This window comes from Nocardia aobensis NBRC 100429 (assembly GCF_000308375.1).
GTDB lineage: Bacteria > Actinomycetota > Actinomycetes > Mycobacteriales > Mycobacteriaceae > Nocardia > Nocardia aobensis.
Genome location: NZ_BAFQ01000292.1, coordinates 42711 through 62108, shown reverse-complemented (window position 1 = coordinate 62108; position 19398 = coordinate 42711). Strand labels below are relative to the sequence as shown.

The 19398-nt window shown below is 68.0% G+C and carries 20 protein-coding genes, 1 other RNA gene and 1 pseudogene; 10 read left to right on the top strand and 12 right to left on the bottom strand.

Going from position 1 to position 19398, the window contains the following annotated elements; all coding sequences use genetic code 11:
- Nucleotides 1-328: hypothetical protein (locus RJ03_RS32110; RefSeq protein WP_051025549.1), on the bottom strand; the 328-nt coding region annotated here is incomplete at its 3' end.
- A 341-nt stretch (nt 329-669) separates the two neighbouring features.
- Here RJ03_RS32110 and smpB point away from each other — a divergent pair.
- The gene (gene smpB, locus RJ03_RS32105; RefSeq protein ID WP_036509978.1) at nt 670-1143 is read left to right on the top strand and encodes an SsrA-binding protein SmpB; all 474 of its coding nucleotides are present in this window, start codon (nt 670-672) and stop codon (nt 1141-1143) included.
- Nucleotides 1144-1224: 81 nt separating this feature from the next.
- Nucleotides 1225-1595: a transfer-messenger RNA gene (ssrA, locus tag RJ03_RS35680) on the top strand.
- A gap of 63 nt (nt 1596-1658) precedes the next feature.
- Here the strand turns inward: ssrA and RJ03_RS38705 are convergent.
- A pseudogene (locus RJ03_RS38705) lies at nt 1659-2114 on the bottom strand (NIPSNAP family protein); the annotation flags it as partial.
- Between RJ03_RS38705 and RJ03_RS32100 the strand changes: the two are divergent.
- Nucleotides 2004-3014: a hypothetical protein gene (locus RJ03_RS32100; protein ID WP_051025548.1), complete on the top strand. Its 1011-nt coding sequence runs from the start codon at nt 2004-2006 to the stop codon at nt 3012-3014. The pseudogene RJ03_RS38705 and the gene RJ03_RS32100 sit on opposite strands and share 111 nt — an antisense overlap.
- Before the next feature lie 4 nt (nt 3015-3018).
- Here the strand turns inward: RJ03_RS32100 and RJ03_RS32095 are convergent, their stop codons facing one another.
- The gene (locus RJ03_RS32095; protein ID WP_036509882.1) at nt 3019-3708 is read right to left on the bottom strand and encodes a DUF899 domain-containing protein; all 690 of its coding nucleotides are present in this window, start codon (nt 3706-3708) and stop codon (nt 3019-3021) included.
- A gap of 77 nt (nt 3709-3785) precedes the next feature.
- Nucleotides 3786-4757: a GlxA family transcriptional regulator gene (locus RJ03_RS32090; RefSeq protein ID WP_036509879.1), complete on the bottom strand. Its 972-nt coding sequence runs from the start codon at nt 4755-4757 to the stop codon at nt 3786-3788.
- A gap of 90 nt (nt 4758-4847) precedes the next feature.
- On the opposite strand from RJ03_RS32090, the gene RJ03_RS32085 reads away from it, so the two are divergent.
- From RJ03_RS32085 to RJ03_RS32075, 3 genes are all read left to right on the top strand, one after another.
- Nucleotides 4848-5666: a dienelactone hydrolase family protein gene (locus RJ03_RS32085; protein WP_036509970.1), complete on the top strand. Its 819-nt coding sequence runs from the start codon at nt 4848-4850 to the stop codon at nt 5664-5666.
- 188 nt (nt 5667-5854) lie between these two features.
- Nucleotides 5855-6646 (top strand): thioesterase family protein, encoded by a 792-nt coding sequence (locus tag RJ03_RS32080; protein ID WP_036509874.1) that lies wholly within the window; start codon nt 5855-5857, stop codon nt 6644-6646.
- Nucleotides 6647-6740: 94 nt separating this feature from the next.
- The gene (locus tag RJ03_RS32075; RefSeq protein ID WP_036509967.1) at nt 6741-8246 is read left to right on the top strand and encodes an alpha/beta fold hydrolase; all 1506 of its coding nucleotides are present in this window, start codon (nt 6741-6743) and stop codon (nt 8244-8246) included.
- A 48-nt stretch (nt 8247-8294) separates the two neighbouring features.
- Here RJ03_RS32075 and RJ03_RS32070 read toward each other — a convergent pair whose 3' ends face one another.
- Nucleotides 8295-9056, bottom strand: a complete 762-nt coding sequence (locus RJ03_RS32070) for a 3-hydroxyacyl-CoA dehydrogenase (RefSeq protein WP_036509871.1) — start codon at nt 9054-9056, stop codon at nt 8295-8297.
- 198 nt (nt 9057-9254) lie between these two features.
- Nucleotides 9255-9824: a hypothetical protein gene (locus tag RJ03_RS32065; protein ID WP_051025547.1), complete on the bottom strand. Its 570-nt coding sequence runs from the start codon at nt 9822-9824 to the stop codon at nt 9255-9257.
- A 421-nt stretch (nt 9825-10245) separates the two neighbouring features.
- Here RJ03_RS32065 and RJ03_RS32060 point away from each other — a divergent pair, with 421 nt between their 5' ends.
- Nucleotides 10246-10818, top strand: coding sequence for a TetR/AcrR family transcriptional regulator (locus RJ03_RS32060; protein WP_036509868.1), 573 nt, complete (start codon nt 10246-10248; stop codon nt 10816-10818).
- A gap of 20 nt (nt 10819-10838) precedes the next feature.
- Here RJ03_RS32060 and mscL read toward each other — a convergent pair whose 3' ends face one another.
- Nucleotides 10839-11300 carry a large conductance mechanosensitive channel protein MscL gene (mscL, locus tag RJ03_RS32055; RefSeq protein WP_036509865.1) on the bottom strand — a complete coding sequence of 154 codons (462 nt, stop codon included), beginning with the start codon at nt 11298-11300 and terminating at the stop codon, nt 10839-10841.
- A gap of 145 nt (nt 11301-11445) precedes the next feature.
- Here mscL and RJ03_RS32050 point away from each other — a divergent pair, with 145 nt between their 5' ends.
- Nucleotides 11446-12186: a helix-turn-helix domain-containing protein gene (locus tag RJ03_RS32050; RefSeq protein ID WP_232329283.1), complete on the top strand. Its 741-nt coding sequence runs from the start codon at nt 11446-11448 to the stop codon at nt 12184-12186.
- On the opposite strand, the gene RJ03_RS32045 is transcribed toward RJ03_RS32050, so the two are convergent.
- A complete protein-coding gene (locus RJ03_RS32045; protein WP_306304690.1) occupies nt 12168-12629 on the bottom strand; it encodes a VOC family protein in 462 nt (153 codons plus the stop codon). The genes RJ03_RS32050 and RJ03_RS32045 overlap by 19 nt on opposite strands.
- Nucleotides 12630-12780: 151 nt before the next feature.
- Here RJ03_RS32045 and RJ03_RS32040 point away from each other — a divergent pair, with 151 nt between their 5' ends.
- Nucleotides 12781-13788: an AraC family transcriptional regulator ligand-binding domain-containing protein gene (locus RJ03_RS32040; protein WP_036509860.1), complete on the top strand. Its 1008-nt coding sequence runs from the start codon at nt 12781-12783 to the stop codon at nt 13786-13788.
- A gap of 125 nt (nt 13789-13913) precedes the next feature.
- Here RJ03_RS32040 and RJ03_RS32035 read toward each other — a convergent pair whose 3' ends face one another.
- The 3 genes from RJ03_RS32035 to RJ03_RS32025 all read right to left on the bottom strand — a co-directional run bounded on the left by RJ03_RS32035 (nt 13914) and on the right by RJ03_RS32025 (nt 17732).
- The gene (locus tag RJ03_RS32035) at nt 13914-14105 is read right to left on the bottom strand and encodes a hypothetical protein (protein WP_030515537.1); all 192 of its coding nucleotides are present in this window, start codon (nt 14103-14105) and stop codon (nt 13914-13916) included.
- A gap of 262 nt (nt 14106-14367) precedes the next feature.
- On the bottom strand, nt 14368-16071 hold the full coding sequence (locus RJ03_RS32030; protein WP_036509857.1) for an AMP-binding protein: 1704 nt from the start codon (nt 16069-16071) through the stop codon (nt 14368-14370).
- On the bottom strand, nt 16071-17732 hold the full coding sequence (locus tag RJ03_RS32025) for an AMP-binding protein (protein ID WP_036509854.1): 1662 nt from the start codon (nt 17730-17732) through the stop codon (nt 16071-16073). Before RJ03_RS32025 ends, RJ03_RS32030 begins: the two co-directional genes overlap by 1 nt.
- A gap of 70 nt (nt 17733-17802) precedes the next feature.
- On the opposite strand from RJ03_RS32025, the gene RJ03_RS32020 reads away from it, so the two are divergent.
- Nucleotides 17803-18684 carry a LuxR C-terminal-related transcriptional regulator gene (locus tag RJ03_RS32020; RefSeq protein ID WP_036509851.1) on the top strand — a complete coding sequence of 294 codons (882 nt, stop codon included), beginning with the start codon at nt 17803-17805 and terminating at the stop codon, nt 18682-18684.
- 116 nt (nt 18685-18800) lie between these two features.
- Here RJ03_RS32020 and RJ03_RS32015 read toward each other — a convergent pair whose 3' ends face one another.
- Nucleotides 18801-19340, bottom strand: a complete 540-nt coding sequence (locus RJ03_RS32015; protein ID WP_036509847.1) for a YceI family protein — start codon at nt 19338-19340, stop codon at nt 18801-18803.
- Nucleotides 19341-19398 lie beyond the last annotated feature (58 nt).

Here is a 19398-nt window from a genome sequence, read left to right as displayed (position 1 = left end):
GCCAGCCGTAGCGTTGAAAGGCCCAGTCCTGCACGGTCTTTGCGACGAGTTCGAAGGCGGGGGAGTGCGGAGTTCCCCAGCGCGCGGTGTCGCGCACGCTGGCGCGGAACTGCATACCCGGCCCGCCCCCGCCGTACTCGACGATATAGCCGCGACCGTCGTCGGGATCGATGCGCCGATCCATCTCGACGCGCAGATAGTGTTGGGCCGCAGGCGAACCCGGGCGTTCGACGACGAGTTGGGGTTCTCGATAATCCAACTCGGCCAGGAGGTCGTGTAGTTGCGCATCGGTCGGGTCGTCGAGTACACGATCCGAGGCGGTGCTCACTCTGAATCTGGGTACCGTTGTCACGCAACCATTTTGCGCGCTCGCGCGGCGAAGGGCACACGGAATCGGTTCCCGGCGGTGGGGATGTCCGCATTCGTCCGCAGCCGACGCCCTCCGGTGCGGTGGTTCGTCCCCGCGGCGCCGGCCTCCGGGCGGCCGGGGCCGGTTGCCGGATGTCAGCCGACCGTGAGCCGGATCACGGCATGTTCCGGGCCGGAATTTCGTTTTCCTTCTGTTCGGCGGCCGTGTAAACCGGACAGGTCCGTACGCTCAGCGGGCATCGAGGCACAATGACAGCGTGGAGCGCCGCCGAGCTGCGCGGAGTCGAGGGAAAGGTGTTCATGAAGGAGAAGGGGCGCAAGGTCATCGCCACCAACCGCAAGGCGCGGCACAACTACACGATCCTCGACATCTTCGAGGCGGGGATCGCGCTGGTCGGTACCGAGGTGAAGAGCCTGCGGGAGGGTAAGGCGTCGCTGGTGGACGCCTACGCCACCATCGACGACGGTGAGGTGTGGCTGCGTGGCCTGCACATTCCCGAATACGGGCACGGCACCTGGACCAACCACGCCCCGCGCCGCACCCGCAAACTGCTGCTGCACCGTCGCGAGATCGACAAGCTCACCGGTAAGACCAAGGAGAGCTCGCAGACCCTCGTCCCGCTGTCGATGTACTTCACCGACGGCAAGGTGAAGGTCGAACTGGCGCTGGCCAAGGGTAAGCAGGACTACGACAAGCGCCACGATCTGGCCCGCCGCACCGCGGAGCGTGAGGTGACGCGCGAACTCGGCCGGCGCGTGAAAGGCATGCGCTGACCGGCGGGAATGGATGAAGGCGAAGTGATGTTAGTATGAACAGCCCGGCCCACCAGCCGGGTGTTCAACTGAGTTGACTACGGGGCTGATCGGTTTCGACTGCGTACGTCGATTCAGGGGAAGCGTGTCGGTGCAGGCAGGAGACCACCGTAAGCGTCGCTGTAACCCAATAAGCGCCGATTCTCATCAGCGCGACTACGCTCTCGCTGCCTAAGCAGTAGAGCGTGTCTGTCAGTCCGGGTTTGCTCTCGGCCCGGGTACTGGCATCAGCTAGAGAGCTTCACCGTCCGGCTCGGTCGCGGAGTCGTACGGGACAGCAAACAGCGACTGGGATCGTCATCTCGGCTTGTTCGCGTGACCGAGAGATCCGAGTAGAGGCCTAGCGAACTGCACACGGAGAAGCCCTGAAGAAGCGGCGGAGGACCCGGGTTCAATTCCCGGCAGCTCCACGACGGGCCCCTCACCTGAGCCCCAGGTGAGGGGCTTTTTTCATGCGCGGGAAGCAGTGGACGCATGAAGGTGCGCTCGTAGCGCAGGACGCATCCGCTGTCGTCGCGGATGCGATCGGCTTCGACGAAGTCGGGATCGACACCGAAGCGGGTGCGGTATTGCTCGTGGGCCGCCAGGCTCGGAAAGCTGAACAGTGCCAGCGCCTTGTCGCTCGCACCTTCGCCCGGCAGGAAGTACCCGTGGTGGGTGCCACCGGGGTAACCGGCATGCCGGGGGTCCACACCGAACGCCGCGATCGCAACTTTCGGCTTGCGGCTGTCGGCGAGGGTAGAACTGACAGCGTGACGCGGTATGCATATGAGCAGGGGGCCGGCGCACTTGTCGCGAGTTGGGGGACCGGCCGGGGAGATGTGGCCGAGACGATCGCGACTCTGCCGAGGACGGTGGAGGCGGAGGTCGCCCTCGCGCTGGCGGCGGCGCTGACGAAACTGTCGGAGTATCAGTGGCGGACCTACACGCATCCGGCGTCGGCGGCGGGGGATCCGGAGGTGCCGAACAGTGTGGCGTGGCACCGGGCCGAGGAGCGCAATCGGTTCCCGGAGGTCGCGGCGGCCGTGCGGGAACCGAATCTGCCGGACGCGGACGGGATGATGGCGGTTTCCTACAGCGTGATCGAGGAGGCGGCGCATCGGATCGGGCGGGTGGCGCATCTGATCGGCGACGCGACGCTGGTGGATGCCCTGGTCGCCGAGGTGCGCACCGAGCAGGCGGCGATCGAGGCGGCGGAGCTGGGCGATCTGTCCGGACGGGCGCGGCAGGCGGTGGAGTTGTCGCGGGCCGACATTTCGCCGGTGCAGGCGCACGCGGCCGATGCGCTGCTCTACGCCGACCCGCTCGCCTCCATCGACCGGTTCACCGATATCGACCCGGCCGCCGCCGCGGTGGCCGCCGCGCGCTGGCTGTACCTCGCCGCGCAGGTCGCGGCCGAGGCCGCGGAGGTGCATCCGGTGCATGTGGTCGCGGAAGCGGACAATCTGGAGGCGCTCCGGGTGGAGACACCGACACTGGTGCTGGAGCGGTTGTGCGCCGGCGAGAGCCCGACCGCGGTGGTGGTCGATCTGATCGCGGACGCGCTCGCCGCCGCCGAGGGCCGGGTGCGCAACCCGGCCCGGATCATCGAAGCGGCCGAGGCGATCGAAAGGCGTTTGCGCGGAGACGAACTCGACGAGGAGGGCCTGACCGCGCTCACCGACGAATTCCGTATCTCGTGCCTCGACCCGGCCCGCCCGGCGGTCGACCTGCTGGAAGACCTGCTGGACGCGATCCGCGGCTGCCGGTTGCTGTACTGCGAGGAGTACGAGTCGGGGTTCGAGGAGGCGGTCCGGGCCGAGGCCGACGATCAGCGCCCGCCGGTGCTGTAGCCGCTCAGGCGCCGGGTTCGCCGTAGGCCGCCGCGATCTCCTTCGACCCGCTCCATTTGCTGTAGGTGGGCGATTGCGGCCATCCCTCGGGGGAGTCCTGCCATTCCTCCTGGCGGCCGTAGGGCAGCAGGTCGATCAGGGCGAAGCTGTAGCCGAGTTGTTCGGTGCCGCGGCCGTCGGTGTGCCAGGTGCGGTAGACGGTGTCGCCGTCGCGGAGGAAGACGTTGACCGCGAAGCCGCCGCCGGGAGGTGCGCCGACGTCCGCGCCGAAGGAACTGTTCGCGGTCGAGTACCAGGTCATCGCGTTGCCGACGCGCCGCTTGTAGGCCAGTGCCTCGTCGATCGGTCCCTGGGTGACGATGACGAAGCGGGCGTCCCAGTTGTCCAGGAACTCCAATCGGGTGAATTGCGAGGTGAATCCGGTGCAACCGGGGCATTGCCACGTCTCGCCCGGGAACCACATGTGGTTGTAGACGATCAGCTGCGACTTGCCGTCGAAGACGTCCGCCAGCCGAACCGGCCCCTCCTCGCCCTCGAGGGTGTATTCGGGCATCTTCACCATCGGCAGGCGGCGACGCGCGGCCGCGATCGCGTCGAGTTCCCGAGTCGCCGCCTTCTCTCGCACCCGCAGCGCGTCGAGTTCACGCTGCCAGGTCTCGGCGTCGACGACGGGCGGCAGTGCTGTGGTGCTCATGGGTCCTCCCTGACCGTTCTCCCGGATTGCGAGCTGTAGATACAGACGTGGCTTCGCTCCGGAACTCATCGGTCGATTCACGAACGGCTGCGACGGAAGGTGGTGCGGTAGTCCCCGGGGCGTTGTCCGGTGTGTGCGGCGAACAGGGCGGCGAAGGTGCCCGGATCTCGGTACCCGACGGCACCGCAGATGTCGGCGACCGTGCGGTCGGTGGTTTCGAGCAGATGGCGGGCGCGGCGCACGCGCGCGGACCGCAGATAGTCGAGCGGGCTGTGCCCGGTCTCGTCGGCGAAGCGCCGCAGGAGTGTGCGAGTGCTCACGTGGAAGGTGTTCGCCAGTGCGGTGAGGTCGTAGCGGGTGGAGAGATGGCGGTCGAGGTGACGCATCACCCTGCGGGAGAACATATTTCCGGGTTGCGGCAGCCGGCGGGCGTCGACATACGGGGTCTGTGACGAGCGGGCGTCGTCGACGAGGGCGATCCGGGCGGTGGTCCGCGCGACCCGTGGGCCGCTGTGGCGTGCGATCAAGTCCAGCGCGAAGTCGTACATGGCGCTGAACGCGGCCGTCGTCGTGACACCGCGGTCGGTGACGACCAGCCGATCGGACCGGATATCGGCCTCCGGACACTGCTGCGCGAGTTCGTCGGCGAACAACCAGGCCGTCGTCGCCTGCCGGCCCGCGAGCAGGCCCGCCCGGGCGAGCAGGAAGGCACCCACACAGATCGATACGACGGCGCCCCCCGCGGCGGCATGGTCGCGGATCGCGGCGATCTCGGCGGTGAGCGGTGGCAGCCGGGCATCCGGATCGAGCCCCGGAACGAGTTCGAAGCCCGGCACCACGAGGATGTCGACCTCCCGCAACGACGAAACCGACAGTGCCACACCGCCGGAGGCCACCACTCGGCGCCGCGGCGAGACCACCGTCACCTCGTACCCCGCGCGGTCCGGACCCGCGACATGCGCGGCCATCGTCAGCAGATCGGGAATCCCGAACACCTCGGACGCGAAGCAGCCCGGATATGCCAGCACACCTACCCGATACGCGCTCACGACCCGCCTCCTCGTCCGATGGCGAGATTACCCCTCGATCTGGCGATTTCGCCGATCGCTTTCCCGACCGGTCCGGCCGACGCTGACCGAATGACTATCGACGACAACCCGATCGCCGCCTTCGAGCCTCGTCTCGTCGACGTGGACGGGGTGAGCAAGACCGTCTACACGGCCGGATCCGGCCCGGCCGTCGTGGTGATGCCGGAGATGCCGGGCATCAGCCCCGACGTTCTGCGGCTCGCGCGCTGGATCCGCGACGCGGGGTTCACCGTGTACCTGCCGTCGCTGTTCGGCGTCGACGGCGCCTATCCGACGGTCGACGACGGCGCCGAAGTCGTGCGGCGCGCCTGCGTGAGTGCCGAATTCCGTGCCTTCGCGGGCGGGGGCACCAGTCCCGTCACCCGATGGCTGCGCGGACTCGCGCGGCTGGCCCACGACGAATGCGGCGGTCCCGGAGTCGGCGCGCTCGGGCTGTGTTTCACCGGCAATTTCGCGCTCACCATGACCCTCGAACCGGCCGTCGTCGCGCCGGTGGTGAATCATCCCTCGCTGCCGCTCGACGATCCGGCCGGGCTCGAGATGAGCGACGAGGACGCGGCCGCGATCCGCGACCGTATCCGCCGCGACGGGCTCACGGTCCTGGCCTACCGTTTCGACAACGACCGCTGGTGCACCGGCCGCCGCTTCGCCGCCTATCGGGCACTGCTCGGCGACGCCTTCGACGGCCGCGTGCTGGCGGGCGATTCCGCCAACCCCGCCCCGCCGCCGTTCTTCCGCGACATCGTCCAGACCCCGCACAGCATCGTCACGGCGCACTTCGTCGACGAGGAGGGCCACCCGACCCGCGCGGCCCGCGACGAGATTCTCGCGTTCCTCAGCGCGCGCCTGCACACACCGGCAACGGAGTAGCGCCACGATCGGCGCCGTCGGAATCTCTCCACAACTCCTACGCATTGCAATACGTGCCGAGCGGTAACAGGCGGCGGTCCCGCCGGAACCGAGAGCGACGACGAGAAGCGGCAGCGCCGGATGGGGTGAATTGTCCCGCAGGTCAGGGCGAGCGAATCGGTACGGTACCCGTGCGGTAGTAAGGATCCATGGAGGCCTTCTATCGACCCGATCCCACGGATCCCGCGCTGTTCCACTCCACCGAGCTGACCCGCGGTCCGTGGTCGCCGGATGCGCAGCACGCGGGGCCGCCGTCGGCGCTGCTCGGGCATGTGATCGAGCGCTGTGAGCCGCGGCCGGGATTCCGGGTCGGCCGCGTGGCGGTCGAAATTCTCGGGCCCGTTCCCATCGCGCCGTTGCGGGCCGAGGCGCGGGTGGTGCGGCCGGGGCGCAGTGTGGAGTTGATCGAGGCCACCGTCGCCACCGACCGCGGTCCGGTGTTGAAGGCGAACGCGTGGCGGTTGCGAGTTGCGGACCCGGAGGTCGAGGTGCCGGCGGATGCGGTCGCCGTCGGCGCGTACCCCGGGCCGGAGACCGTGCCGCACAGCGGGGAGTTTCCCAGCAACCAGCCCGTCGGATTCCACACCGGGATCGACTACCGCTTCGTCGCCGGCTCCTTCCAGCAGCCCGGACCGGCGGTGTCCTGGATCAAGCTGCGGTATCCGATCGTCGCGGGAACCACGCCGAGCCCGCTGGAGCGGGCCCTCGCGGCAGCCGACTCCGGTAACGGCGTGAGTGCGGTATTGGATTGGGAGCGTTACCTTTTCATCAACACCGACCTCACCGTCACGCTGCATCGTGAACCCGTGGGGGAGTGGGTCTGCCTGGACGCGGTCACCTATCCGGAACGCAGCGGCATCGGGATGGCCGAATCCCGGCTCTACGACGAGAAGGGCCCGGTCGGCCGCAGCACCCAGACCTTGCTGATCGGCAACCGGTAGCGGGCGGGCCGCTGCGCTTCTTCCCGCCACGGGTGACTTTCGAATCCCTCGGCTACCGTGACGACGTGGACGAGTGTGGCGCTGGAAGCTGTTGATGTCGAGAGTGTTTCGCTGGGGTGCGGCAGTGCTGGCGGTGGCGGCCGTCCTCGTCACGTCCGGCGCGGCGGTCCCGTCGCCCGTCACCGGCATGGACCGCTTCTACCGGCAGCAGCCGAAGTGGAAGCCTTGCGCAATGGAGACGCTGGACGCCGCCGGAGGATCCTGCGCGGCGGTGCGGGTACCGCTGGACTATGCCGATCCCGACGGCCGCACCCTGAACATCGCGATATCCCGGGTGCCCGCGACCGACCCGGACCGCAGGCGTGGTGTCCTGCTGGCCGATCCCGGCGGGCCGGGAGCGTCCGGGCTGGACACCGTCGATCTGCTGGGGGATGTTCTCGCGCCGGAGGTCCGGGCACAGTACGACCTGATCGGAATGGACCCCCGCGGCGTCGGGCGATCCGACGGCGGCCGGACCTGCGGCTGGCCGATCGGCGAGATGATCCGCTCCGCCGGCGTCGGACCGGACGGATTCCTCACCGACACCGCCCGCGCCGCACGTCTGGCAATGGCCTGTCTGACAGGCGATTCCGCCTCACTGCGGCAACTGACGACCCGCAACACCGCGCGCGATATGGAGGTGATCCGGCGCGTCCTCGGGGAACCGTCGCTGAGCTACTACGGCGTCTCCTACGGCACCTATCTGGGCGCCGTGTTCGCGCAGATGTTTCCGCGGTCGGTCGATCGCATGGTGCTCGACAGTGCGATCGATCCCGACCGATACTGGAACGCGATGGTGCACGATTGGGGTGCCGCCGACGAAGCGGCACTGGACGATTGGGCCGGATGGGCCGCTCTCCGCGACCCTGACTATCACTTCGGCACGACGGCCGCACAGGTACGCGGTGCGGTCGAGGAGTTGTTGAACGACATTGCCCGACAGCCCATTACGGTGAACGACTTCGTCATCGACGATCATTGGCTGCCGTTCCTGCTGCACAATCTGCTGGGCAACTTCCGGCTGAACGAGAAGATGGCCGACACCGTCGCCGAACTGCGGGCCGCGGCCGGCGGAATGCCGCCGGCCGGCCACACGCCCTGGCTGACGGATACGCTGGATTCCCTTCGGCAGTACGAGGATTCGGCGCTGGCGTTCACCGCCTGCGGTGACGATGCCGCCCCCGAGGATCCGGTGCACTACCGGTCGGAGATCGAACGCCGCCGCGCCACGCAGCCGATCTTCGGCGCGCTGGCGGCCAACATTCAGCCCTGCGCCTTCTGGCCCCGGCCCGTGGAAAGCATGACCACGGTGCGGAATTCGGTACCGGCGCTGATCGTGCAGGCGACCGGCGACCCCCGCACCCCGTACGATCACGCCGTCGCACTTCATCGCGATCTGAGCGCGTCCCGCCTCGTCACACTGGCGGATGTGCGGATTCACATGACGTTTCGCCCCGGCCTCAGCCGCTGCGTCGGCGCGGCGATCAACGGATACTTCGCCGATGGCCTGTTACCCGCGACCGATGTGGTGTGCGCGCCCGACACCGCAGCTGAGCCGTAGCGCACACAAGGCCCGGCTTCCGAGGAAGCCGGGCCTTCGCGTACGAAATCAGCGCGGCGCCATGCGGATCGCACCGTCGAGGCGGATGGTCTCGCCGTTGAGCATCGGATTCTCCACGATGTGGCGGGCCAGGGCCGCGTATTCGGTGGGGTCGCCGAGGCGGGCGGGGTGCGGGACCTGCGCGCCGAGGGCCTTGATGGCCTCCTCGGGCAGGGTGGCGAACAGCGGGGTGTGGAACAGGCCCGGCGCGATGGTGACCACGCGGATGTTCACACTCGCCAGGTCCCGGGCGATCGGCAGGGTCATGCCGACGATGCCGCCCTTGGAGGCGGAGTAGGCGGCCTGACCGATCTGGCCGTCGAAGGCCGCGACCGAGGCGGTGTTGATGATGACACCGCGCTCCTCACCCTCGGGCTCGGTGGCGGCGATGCGCTCGGCGGCCAGCCGGATCACGTTGAACGTGCCGATCAGGTTGACGTTGATGATCTTGGTGAAGTCGGCCAGCGGGAACGCGCCCTTCTTGCTGACCGTCTTGATCGCATTGCCGATACCGGCGCAGTTCACCGCGATCCGCAGGGTGCCCAGCTGCGCGGCGGCGTCGAGAGCCGCGCTCACCTGCTCCTCGTTGGTGACGTCGGTCGCGGCGAAGACCGCACCGTCGCCCAGCTCCTTGGCGATCGCCTCACCGTTGGACGACGGCAGGTCGATGATCACCACCTTGGCGCCCTGGCCGTGCAGTTCCTTCACCGTGGCCAGGCCCAGACCCGACGCGCCACCGGTGACCACGGCGACCGCATTCTCGAGCTTCATACGAGGTCCTTTCTGATCGGTATCGGCGTCAGACTAGTCGCCGCACCACCCATAAGTAAATAGCGGTTCGCCTCTCTGCTCACGATGAAGCAGGAGGCGATCCGCGATTGGTTCTTTTGTTATACCAGCTCACAGCGATCCATCCAGGACGTTGCGTGCTGGTCGCGCGACCTTGATGTTCTGCCGAGTTCGCTACTTTTAGCCGACCGGGCACACGCTAGAACATGTTACAGTTTCGACGGAAGCGGCGGCAACCGCCGAGGTCGGCGCGAGAGTCTGCGGCAGGGCGGTGACCGCGGCGGTGACGGCCGCGCCGCCGGTGGTCCACGCGGTTCCGGCGGGCTGGGTGGTGAGTACGACGACCACGTAGCGGCCGGGCTGGGCCGGATCGGTGGAAACCAGACCGGTGGTATTCAGCGTCGTGGAGTCGTCGAGCGTCATCCAGCCCTGTTTGATCGCCCAGTCCGTCCCGGTGAGGGCGTCGGGGATTCCGAAGTACTGATCGGTTCCGTCGGCGGCGGTCGCGCTCGCCTGATGCAGCGCCGTGACTATCAGATCGCGGGCCGATTGCGGGATCTCGGCAGCGATGTAGTGATAGATCCGCACCACATCAGCCGGAGTGGTCAGTGTTTCACCCCACTGAGCCGGATCGTCCGGTGGCTGGGTGGCGCCGAGTCCGATGTCCGCCGCGACGCGGGACACGATGCCGGGGCCGCCGTCGGTATCCCACAGCGCGTCGGCGATATCGTCGTCGCTGGCCGACAGCATCTGCGACAGCAGCGCGGCGGTATCCGAATCCGGCTGCCGGGTTCGGCGGTGAGGATCGCGTTCTGCATCTGCTGCGCCACCGGATTCGACGAAATCGGCTGGGCCACAGCGGTGGTCGCCGGGGCATCGGCGCCGACGGTGGCTGCCGCCGCGGCGGCGGTGCCGGAACCGGGATGTGCCGCGGCGGTTCCGGTCGCCACATGTGCCACCGCGATTCCCGAAATCGCGAGTACCACAGCGAATGCCGCGACAGCCAGTGCGCGCCGGCGCGGACGGCCGGACGGAGTGTTCATATCCTCCAGAAACCGCGCGCAGCTGTGTACAGCTCGAGGGCCGGTTGGTAGAACGCTGTCGGTTCACGGTGCGCTCGCTCCGGGCGTGTTGGTGGACGCGGACCCGGTCCCTGCGCCACGATCGTGGGGTGACCAAGAGCTCCTATCACCACGGAGATCTGCGCGCCACGCTGCTGACGGCGGCGGCCGAGCAGATCGCTGCCGACGGCGTCGACGCGGTGTCGCTGCGAGCACTGGCCCAGCGCGCCGGCGTCTCACATGCCGCGCCCGCCCACCATTTCGGCAATCGGCAGGGTTTGCTCACCGCGCTCGCGATCCGCGGATACGAGCTGCTGGCCGACGAATTGCGGGGCGCCCGCGACGATTTCCGGGAGATGGCGGTCGCCTACATCCGCTTCGCGCGCCGCCATCCCGGGCATTTCGACGTCATGTTCCGGCACGACCTGCTGCGGGCCGACGATCCGGAGCTGATCGCGGCGCGCACCGTCTCCGGCGAGGAGTTGCGTTCCGGCGTAGCCCAACTGGGCGTCGCGGAATCCGCGCGACCGGCGACCGAACTGGCGGCCTGGTCGCTCGTGCACGGCTTCGCGTCACTGTGGCGCGAGGGTGCGCTCACCGACTCCGAACTCGGCGGCGCCGATCCCGAACTGCTGGCCCGGCAGATGGTCGCCACCGTCGACTTCGTGGGAGCGAAAATGTAACGACGACACCGATATTCGGCTCAGCGCTCGTGAACCATCTCGGCCACCCGGCGCTGCGCTTCTGTCGCATCGGTGTCGACGACAGCGTCGGTGGTGGCGGTTTCGTTCCGGCCGGCGAGCAGATCGCGGATTTCGATCAACAATTCCGTTTGGGTCGGCACGGCCTTCTTCTTGCGGCTGAACCGTTTCTGCAAGGTGTTCATCGGAAGAATGAGCACGAAATACAGCACCGTCGCCACCATGAGGAAATTGACGGCCGCACTGATGATCGGTCCGAGGGCGATGAACGTGGCCGGTTTTCCGGCGACCAGTTGCACGCCCAATCCGAGCTGCCCGTTGGTGCCCACGACCGCCAGCAGCGGCTCGACGATTCCCTTCGTCACCGAGGTGACGATCGCGGTGAAGGCCGTGCCCATCACCACCGCGGTCGCCAATTCGATGACGTTGCCGCGCATCAGGAAGTCTTTGAACCCTTTGAGCATGTCAGCCTCACGATCGATCCGAACACATCAACGCTGTCTCGGACCGGCAGTCTAACGGCGAGCAGCGAACCAGCAGCAACTCGTTGTGGGCTCGATCACGTGTTCGGATCCGAATCCGTCGGTCCCGGACGATAACCTTTCCGGCGTGGCCGAGAATTCGCCGGAGCTCTATCGCGAACGCCGCTCGCGGGCGTCCGCGGGCGCGATGGTGTGGCAGCGGGAGGTGACGGGGGAGTCGGCCACGGTGTTGCCGGACGGCTGTATGGATCTGCTGTGGCTCGGTGGCCGGCTGGTGGTGGCCGGGCCGGATACCCGGGCCTACCACAGCGGGGCTGCCGCACAGACCGTGTACGGGATTCGTTTCGCGCCGGGCACCGCGCCGGGACTGCTCGGCGTGCGTGCGCCGGAACTGCTGGATCGGCGCGCCCAGCTGGACGAGCTGTGGTCGGCGCGGCGGGCCCGCGTCATGACCGACGTGGTCGCGGCGGCGCCGGATCCGCTGCGCGGACTCGAGGAGGTGGCTCGTCGCTGCGCGGCGGCGACCACCCCGCCCGACCCGGTGGTGGCGCAGATCGTGCGCCGCCTGGATGCGGGGGAGACGGTCGCGGCCACCGCCGACGCACTGGGGCTGGGTGCGCGGCGGCTGCATAGGCTCTCGGTTTCGGCCTTCGGATACGGGCCGAAGATGCTGGCCCGCGTGCTCCGGATGCGCAGGGCACTGGATCTGACTCGCACGGGCGTGGGTTTCGCCGAGACCGCGGCGCTGGCCGGATATGCGGATCAGGCCCATATGACCCGCGAGGTCCGGGCGTTGACCGGGCGATCTCCCGGTCGTATCCGAGGAGCCGCCGCGCGCCCCGGGGACGCTCAGCCCAGCGGCGCGTAGAGATCGACGCCGTTGCCGTCGGGGTCGTGCACGGTGGCGTAGCGCTGGCCCCACACAGCGTCGAAGGGCTTCGTCTCCCCGTGGTATCCGGCCGCGACCAGATCATCGAATACCGCGTCGACCTCGGCCGCCGAACCGCATTCGACGGCCAATCCGATCCGGCCCGCCGCCGCGTTCCAGCGCCGATCGCCGCCGACGTCCTGGGCGATGTTCTCCTCGGAATCGAGCATCAGCCGGAATCCGCCCGGCAGCGGCGCTTCCACGTGCCCACCCCCGACGACCTCGCCGAATTCGAGACCGAGCCGCCGGTAGAAGCCGAGCGCGGCCGTCAGATCGGAGACGACCACGCCGATTGCGTTGAGTTGAGGTGCCATGGCGTCACCGTAGAGCGCCGCCGGGGGTGCCGTCTTGAACGAATCGGACGGCGTGGCTGGTTTTGTCACAATTCGGGATCGAAAGCCTGGTGACCAGGATCAATCTATAACCGCAACGTGCTGACCACCACAATCGGAGTGAATTTAGGTCGAAACGCTGGTCCGAGTGATTAGCGTTTCCTCCAACGTGTTCGGGGACGCGAATGAGGGCAGGAGGGAAATGGGTACCGACCAGACATTGCTGCATCGTTTCGTGATCTCGCAGATGACCGACGCCGGGATCGATCGTGACCGACTGCTGCGCGAATGCGAACTACCGGAATGGACACTGGCCGGCGAAGGCGTTCATGTGCCCGCGCGGGTCTTTTCCCGGTTATGGGAGATCGGGGAGAATTGGCTCGACGACCCCGACGTGGCGCTGCACGTGGCCAGCAGATATCAGCTGGCCGCCACGCGGCTCTACGACTATCTGTTCGCGAGCGCGCCGACCGTGGGCGCCGGCCTGGCGACCTGCGGCCCGTATGTCACGGCCGTGACCACCAATCACCGTTTCGATCTGGTGGCGGAGAACGAGGCCGAAACCACCCTCTACCTGGACATGATCGAGGGTGAGGGTCGCGGCCGCGAACTGGTGCAACTGTGGGGACTGGTCGCCGTGCTGACCCGTGCCCGTCGCGTTGTGGCGGCACCGCTGGACCCGGCCCGGGTATCCCTGCGACAGCCGGCACCGCGTCGTCTGGAGGCGTTCGCCGAGGTATTCGGTTCGGCCGACGTGGAATTCGGTGCCCCGGTGGATTCGATGACCTTTCGGTCGGCCGATATGGATCTGCCGCTGACCACCGCCGATCCGGTGCTCGCGGATGTGCTGCAACCGCTGGCCGCCGCGCTGCCGCCGCCACCGCCGCTGGCCTCCGCTTGGCCGGAGCGGGTTTCGCGGGCCTTGGCCGACGCCTTCGCGGAGGGCGAGGTCTCGCTCGAGCAGGTGGCGCGGCGGCTCGCCATCAGTCCGCGCACTCTGCAGCGGCGGCTGTCCGAGGCGGGGACCACATGGCGGCGCGAATTGGATCGGGCCCGCTTGGCCCGGGCCCAGGCCGCGGGACCGCTGAGCCGGGAGCGGCAGGCGGCGTTGCTCGGCTATGCGGACGCCGGCTCGATGCGGCGTGCGGCGCGGCGCTGGTCGATGGTGGCGCACACGCGCACTGCGGGATCGGCCGACTGTCAGGCCTAGTTCACCGGACGCGCCCCTGATCGCGGGGCTGCGTAGCCGCGGAGCGCTTCGTTCGATCACCGGCCTCGGCGTGCGGGTGTAGCACCGACGCCGAAGTGGGTGATCGAGCGGCACCGCGGGCTGCGCTATGCCCGCAGATTGCTCGCCGCGATACTCCAGAACGTATGCCGGTCCAGTGCCTGGAAATCCCAGCTCTCGGCGATGGCGTGGGAGGTGGCGACGATGGCCGGTACATCGAAGTCTTCGCGGGTCGCCGTGCCCTTGGCCTCCAGTTCGGCGATCACGTACTGGGTGGCGGTTTCGAAGGTGTACAACACGGTGCTCTCCCATCGGTCGTAGCTACACATCCGGAACGCGCTGCGCGTACTTCGTCAGTCTTGTCACGCTGTCGGAATCGGGCCAGCGCCGAACGCGCCACATCCGGGCAAATGTGCCATTTTCACATTTCGACGGCCGCGAGGAATCTGCGTGAGAATTCTGTACCCGCAGGCGGTTTCGACCAAACTATTCACCGAAAGTGTAGCGCCGCCGGCAAGCCTCCGGCGGCGAGCAACTCATCGGCAAAGCTGTGGCGAACCGCTAAACGGTCGGTTGTGCAAGGACATCCTCGTAGCGGAATTCCGCCGCGATCCCAGTGCCGGCGGCATGGGCGGCCTCCTCGCGCTGCCGCAGCTCGACGCGGCGGATCTTGCCCGAGATCGTCTTGGGCAGTTCGGTGAATTCGATCCGCCGCACCCGCAGATACGGTGCGAGGTGATCGCGCGCGTATTCCAGGATGGCCCTTGCGGTTTCGCGGTCCGGCTCCCAGCCGGCGGCCAGCGTGACATACGCCTTGGGGACGGCCAGGCGGGTGTCGTCGGGTTGCGGCACCACCGCGGCCTCCACCACCGCCGGATGTTCGATCAGCACACTTTCGAGTTCGAACGGCGACACCTTGTAATCGGAGGATTTGAACACGTCGTCGGTGCGGCCGATATAGGTGATGTAGCCGTCCTCGTCGCGGGCCGCCACATCGCCGGTGTGGTAGTAGCCGCCCTCCATCACCGCCGCGTTCCGTTCCGGGTCCTGGAGGTAGCCGTTCATCAGATTGACCGGATGGGCGCTCAGATCCAGGCAGATCTCGCCCTCGTCGGCGGGCCTGCCGGTGACCGGATCGACCAGCACCACCGGCACACCCGGCATGGGGCGGCCCATCGAGCCGGCCTTGACCGGTTGTCCGGGGGTATTGGCGATCTGCAGGGTGGTCTCGGTCTGCCCGAATCCGTCCCGGATGGTCAGTCCCCAGGCGTTTTCCACCTGGGCGATCACATCGGGGTTGAGCGGTTCGCCGGCGCCGAGGATTTCGCGCAGTCCGGACGGACGCTCGCCGAGGTCGGCCTGAATCAGCATGCGCCACACCGTCGGCGGCGCGCAGAAGGTGTTGACCTCCGCACGCCGCAGCTGACCGAGCAGCGCCTCGGCGTCGAACCGGCCGTAGTTGTAGACGAAGATCGTCGCTTCGGCGATCCAGGGCGCGAAGAAGCAGCTCCACGCGTGCTTCGCCCAGCCCGGCGCGCTGATCGCGAGATGCACGTCACCGGGACGGACGCCGATCCAGTACATGGTGCTCAGATGTCCGACCGGATAGCTGATCTGGTTGTGCTGCACCATCTTCGGCTTACTCGTCGTGCCGGAGGTGAAATAGACGAGCAGTTCGTCGCCCACCTGCGTCACGGTCGGGAAGGGGCCCGCGGACTCCACCGCGGCGGCCTCCGCGTAGTCGTGCCAGCCCTCGACCGGACCGCCGACCGCGATGCGCCGGTAGTCGCCGGGGACCTCGTCGAATTTCGCGGTGTCGCGAGCGTTGGTGAGGACGAAACGCACCTCGCCCCGGGTGATCCGGTCGATCAGATCGGCCGGCCCGAGCGCGCCCGTGGTGGGCATGACCACCGCGCCGAGTTTGGCGACGGCGAGCATCGACTCCCACAGCTCGACCTGGTTGCCCAGCATCAGGATGACCCGATCACCGTGGCGCACACCGAGTCCGGCGAGCCAGGTCGCTACCCGATCCGAGCGCCGCGCCATCTCGTCGAAACTCACCCGCAGTTCACTGCCGTCCTCCTCGACGATCCACAGCGCGGTGCGGTCGTTGCCGCGTGCGATCACGTCGAACCAGTCCACGGCCCAATTGAACGCGCCCGTCAGCCGGGGCCAGTGAAACGTCCGCACCGCGGTGTCGTAGTCGGTCGCCAAGTCGACCAGCCGGTCGCGCGCCTGGCGATACACCTCGGTGTTGGACGTCATCACTGCACTCCTGTCTGTTGCTGATCCTGCTCCGGCTCGCCGAACAGGCGGACCGAGGTCGCGCGGATATCGACCTTGCGCACCTTGCCGGTGACCGTCATCGGGAATTCGTCGACGACGTGGACATAGCGCGGAATCTTGTAATAGGCCAGGCGTCCGCCGCAGAACTGCGCCAGCGTCTGCGCGTCCAGCCGGGCCGCGCCCTCGCGCATCCGGATCCAGGCCACCAATTCCTCACCGTATTTCGGATCCGGGATTCCGACGACCTGCGCGTCGAGGATGTCGGGGTGGGTGTAGAGGAATTCCTCGATCTCGCGCGGATAGATGTTCTCGCCGCCGCGGATCACCATGTCCTTGATCCGGCCCGTGATCGCGACGTAGCCGTCGTCGTCCATGGTGGCCAGATCGCCGGTGTGCATCCAGCGGGCGGCGTCGATCGCCTCGGCGGTCTTGTCCGGATCGTTCCAGTAGCCGAGCATCACCGAATAGCCGCGCGTGCACAGCTCACCCGGTTCCCCGCGCGGGACCGTCAGCCCGGTGTCGGGATCGACGATCTTGATCTCGAGGTGCGGGCCCACCCGGCCGACCGTGGCGGTGCGCTGGGTGATGGTGTCGTCGCGCCGGGTCTGAGTCGAGACCGGCGAGGTTTCGGTCATGCCGTAGCAGATGGACACCTCCGCCATGCCCATCCGCTCGATCACCTGCTTCATCACCTCCACCGGGCACGGTGAGCCGGCCATGATGCCGGTGCGTAGCGAACTCAGGTCGAAGGATTCGAAGTCCGGATCGGCCAGTTCGGCGATGAACATGGTCGGCACCCCGTACAGCGAGGTACAGCGTTCCTCGGCGACGGCGGCCAGGGTGGCCCCCGGTTCGAAGGAGGCCGCCGGAATCACCATGGCCGCACCGTGACTCGTCGCCGCCAGATTGCCCATCACCATGCCGAAGCAGTGGTAGAACGGCACCGGAATGCAGATCCGGTCGGCCTCGGCGTAGCCACACAATTCACCGACGAAATAGCCGTTGTTGAGGATGTTGTGGTGCGACAGCGTCGCGCCCTTGGGGAAACCCGTGGTGCCCGACGTGTATTGAATGTTGATCGGGTCGTCGGCGGCGAGTGCCGCTCCGGCCTTGGCCAGGCGCGCGGGATCGGCGGCGCGACCGGCGGCGACCAACGCCTCCCACTCGGCGCTGTCGAACAGAACCACCCGCTCCAGCTCCGGGCATTCGGGCCGTACCCGGCCGATGATCTCCGCGTAGTTCGAGCTCTTGTGCGCCCGCGCCGAGATCAGCATCCGGATCCCGGCCTGGGTGATCACGTAGCGCACTTCCTCGCTGCGGTAGGCCGGATTGATGTTGACCAGGATCGCGCCGATCTTCGCGGTGGCGAACTGCACCAGCGTCCATTCGGCACGGTTGGGAGACCAGATGCCGACCCGGTCACCCTTGCCGATTCCGGATTCCAGTAGGCCGAGTGCCACGGCGTCGACCTCGGCGGCGAATTCGCGGTAGGTCCAGCGCACTCCGGTCACCCGGTCCACGAGTGCGTCTCGATCACCGTGGGCGGCCACCGTGCGATCGAGATTCGCCCCGATCGTCTCGCCCAGCAGCGGCACATCCCATACCCCGTGCGTATAACTGACCGGCCGGACCCGGCCCATACTCGCGCTCACGGATATAGGATTCACGTCACACTTTGCTCTCCACCACCCCCGGAAAGGGGTAGCGCCGATGGCCTCCGCCGATCTGCTCCGCCCGCGCGACGCCGATGCGTTGCGGGCCGAGTTGCGGCAGGTCTCGGCACTGTCCGGGATGCCGGTGGTGTTCGGAGGAGAGGTTTGCGACGGGGCGCTGATCCTGAGCGAGTTCTTCGGCACCCGGACCGCCGCGATGCGCGGACTGGTGGTCTCGCCGACCTCGGGGGTGGGTGGCGCGGCCGTCGCGAGCCGGCGTCCGACCTCGGTCGCGGACTATCGGGCAGCGGCGACCATCACCCATCACTACGACGCGCCGGTCTCGATGGAGGGGTTGCGCGCGGTGGTCGGGGTACCGGTCGTGGTGGATGGGAGTTCCCGGGCCGTGCTCTACGTCGCCAGTCGCGAACCGGGGCCGATCGGCGATCGGATCGCCGAGCTGGTGCTGCGGTCGAGCCGGCGGCTGGCGGTGGAACTGGCGGTGCGCGACGAGGTGGACCGGCGGCTGCGCCTGCAGGCGGCGGCGCGCGGGACTGCGGAAGTCACCACCGCCCCGCCACCGGATGCCGTTGTCGCGGAACAACTTCGGGATCTGCACGCCGAGGTGCGCGGGATCGCGCAGACGCTCACCGACGCCGAGGCTCGCAAACGGCTGCGCGCGGTATCGGACACCCTGGTGCGCCTGATGGGCGGGTCCGATGAGCCCGTGGCGGCCGACGCCGCGCCCGGACTGTCCCCGCGCGAACTCGACGTGCTGTCGTACGTCGCCCTCGGTTGTACGAACAGCGAAGCGGCGCAGCGGCTTTCGCTGCGCCCGGAAACGGTGAAAAGTTATCTGCGCAGTGCCATGACGAAACTCGGCGCCCACACCCGGCACGAGGCGGTGGTCCGGGCGCGCCGCTGCGGTCTGCTGCCGTGATGCTGTCCGACGCTGAACGGCCTCGGATACGCGACTGCCGGCCCGGAGAACCGGACCGGCAGATGCTGTTCCGCCCGGCGACGCGGCCGTAGCGGTGTGACCGTGATCGGTGTGGACTAGGCCTGCGGCTCGACCAGCTGGATGTCGAGTTCGATGGCGACCTTGTCGCTGAGCATGGCGGTGGGCAGGCCGGGCGCGACGTCGAATTCGCTGCGCTTGATGGCGCCGGTGGCGGTGAATCCGGCGTGGCGGCTGCCGTCCGCGAACGGCTGTACGCCGCCCCATTCGACGTCGAGGGTGACGGGCTTGGTCACGCCGCCGAGGGTCACCTCACCGGTGACCTCGAACTCCTCGGCCACCCGCACCGGCTCGACGGCCTTGAAATGCAGGGTGGGGCGATCGGTGACGTTGAGCAGTTCGGCGCTGCGAACGTGCTCGTCACGCTGGGAGTTGCCGGTGTCGAACGAGTCGAGGTAGATGGTGGCCTCGATGGTGGCCGCACCCGAGGCGTCCACGACGAAGCTGGTCTCGAAGTTGTTGAAGCGGCCGCGGACCTTGGAGATGCCCAGGTGGCGGACGGTGAAGTTCACCGAGGAGTGGGCGGGGTCCAGGGCCCAGGAGCCGGTAGCGAGAGTGGTCTGCTCGGAAGTGGTCATGTCCACCAGATTTGCGGACCGTGGTCCGGTTAGCCACACCGCGGTTATCCTGGGACTG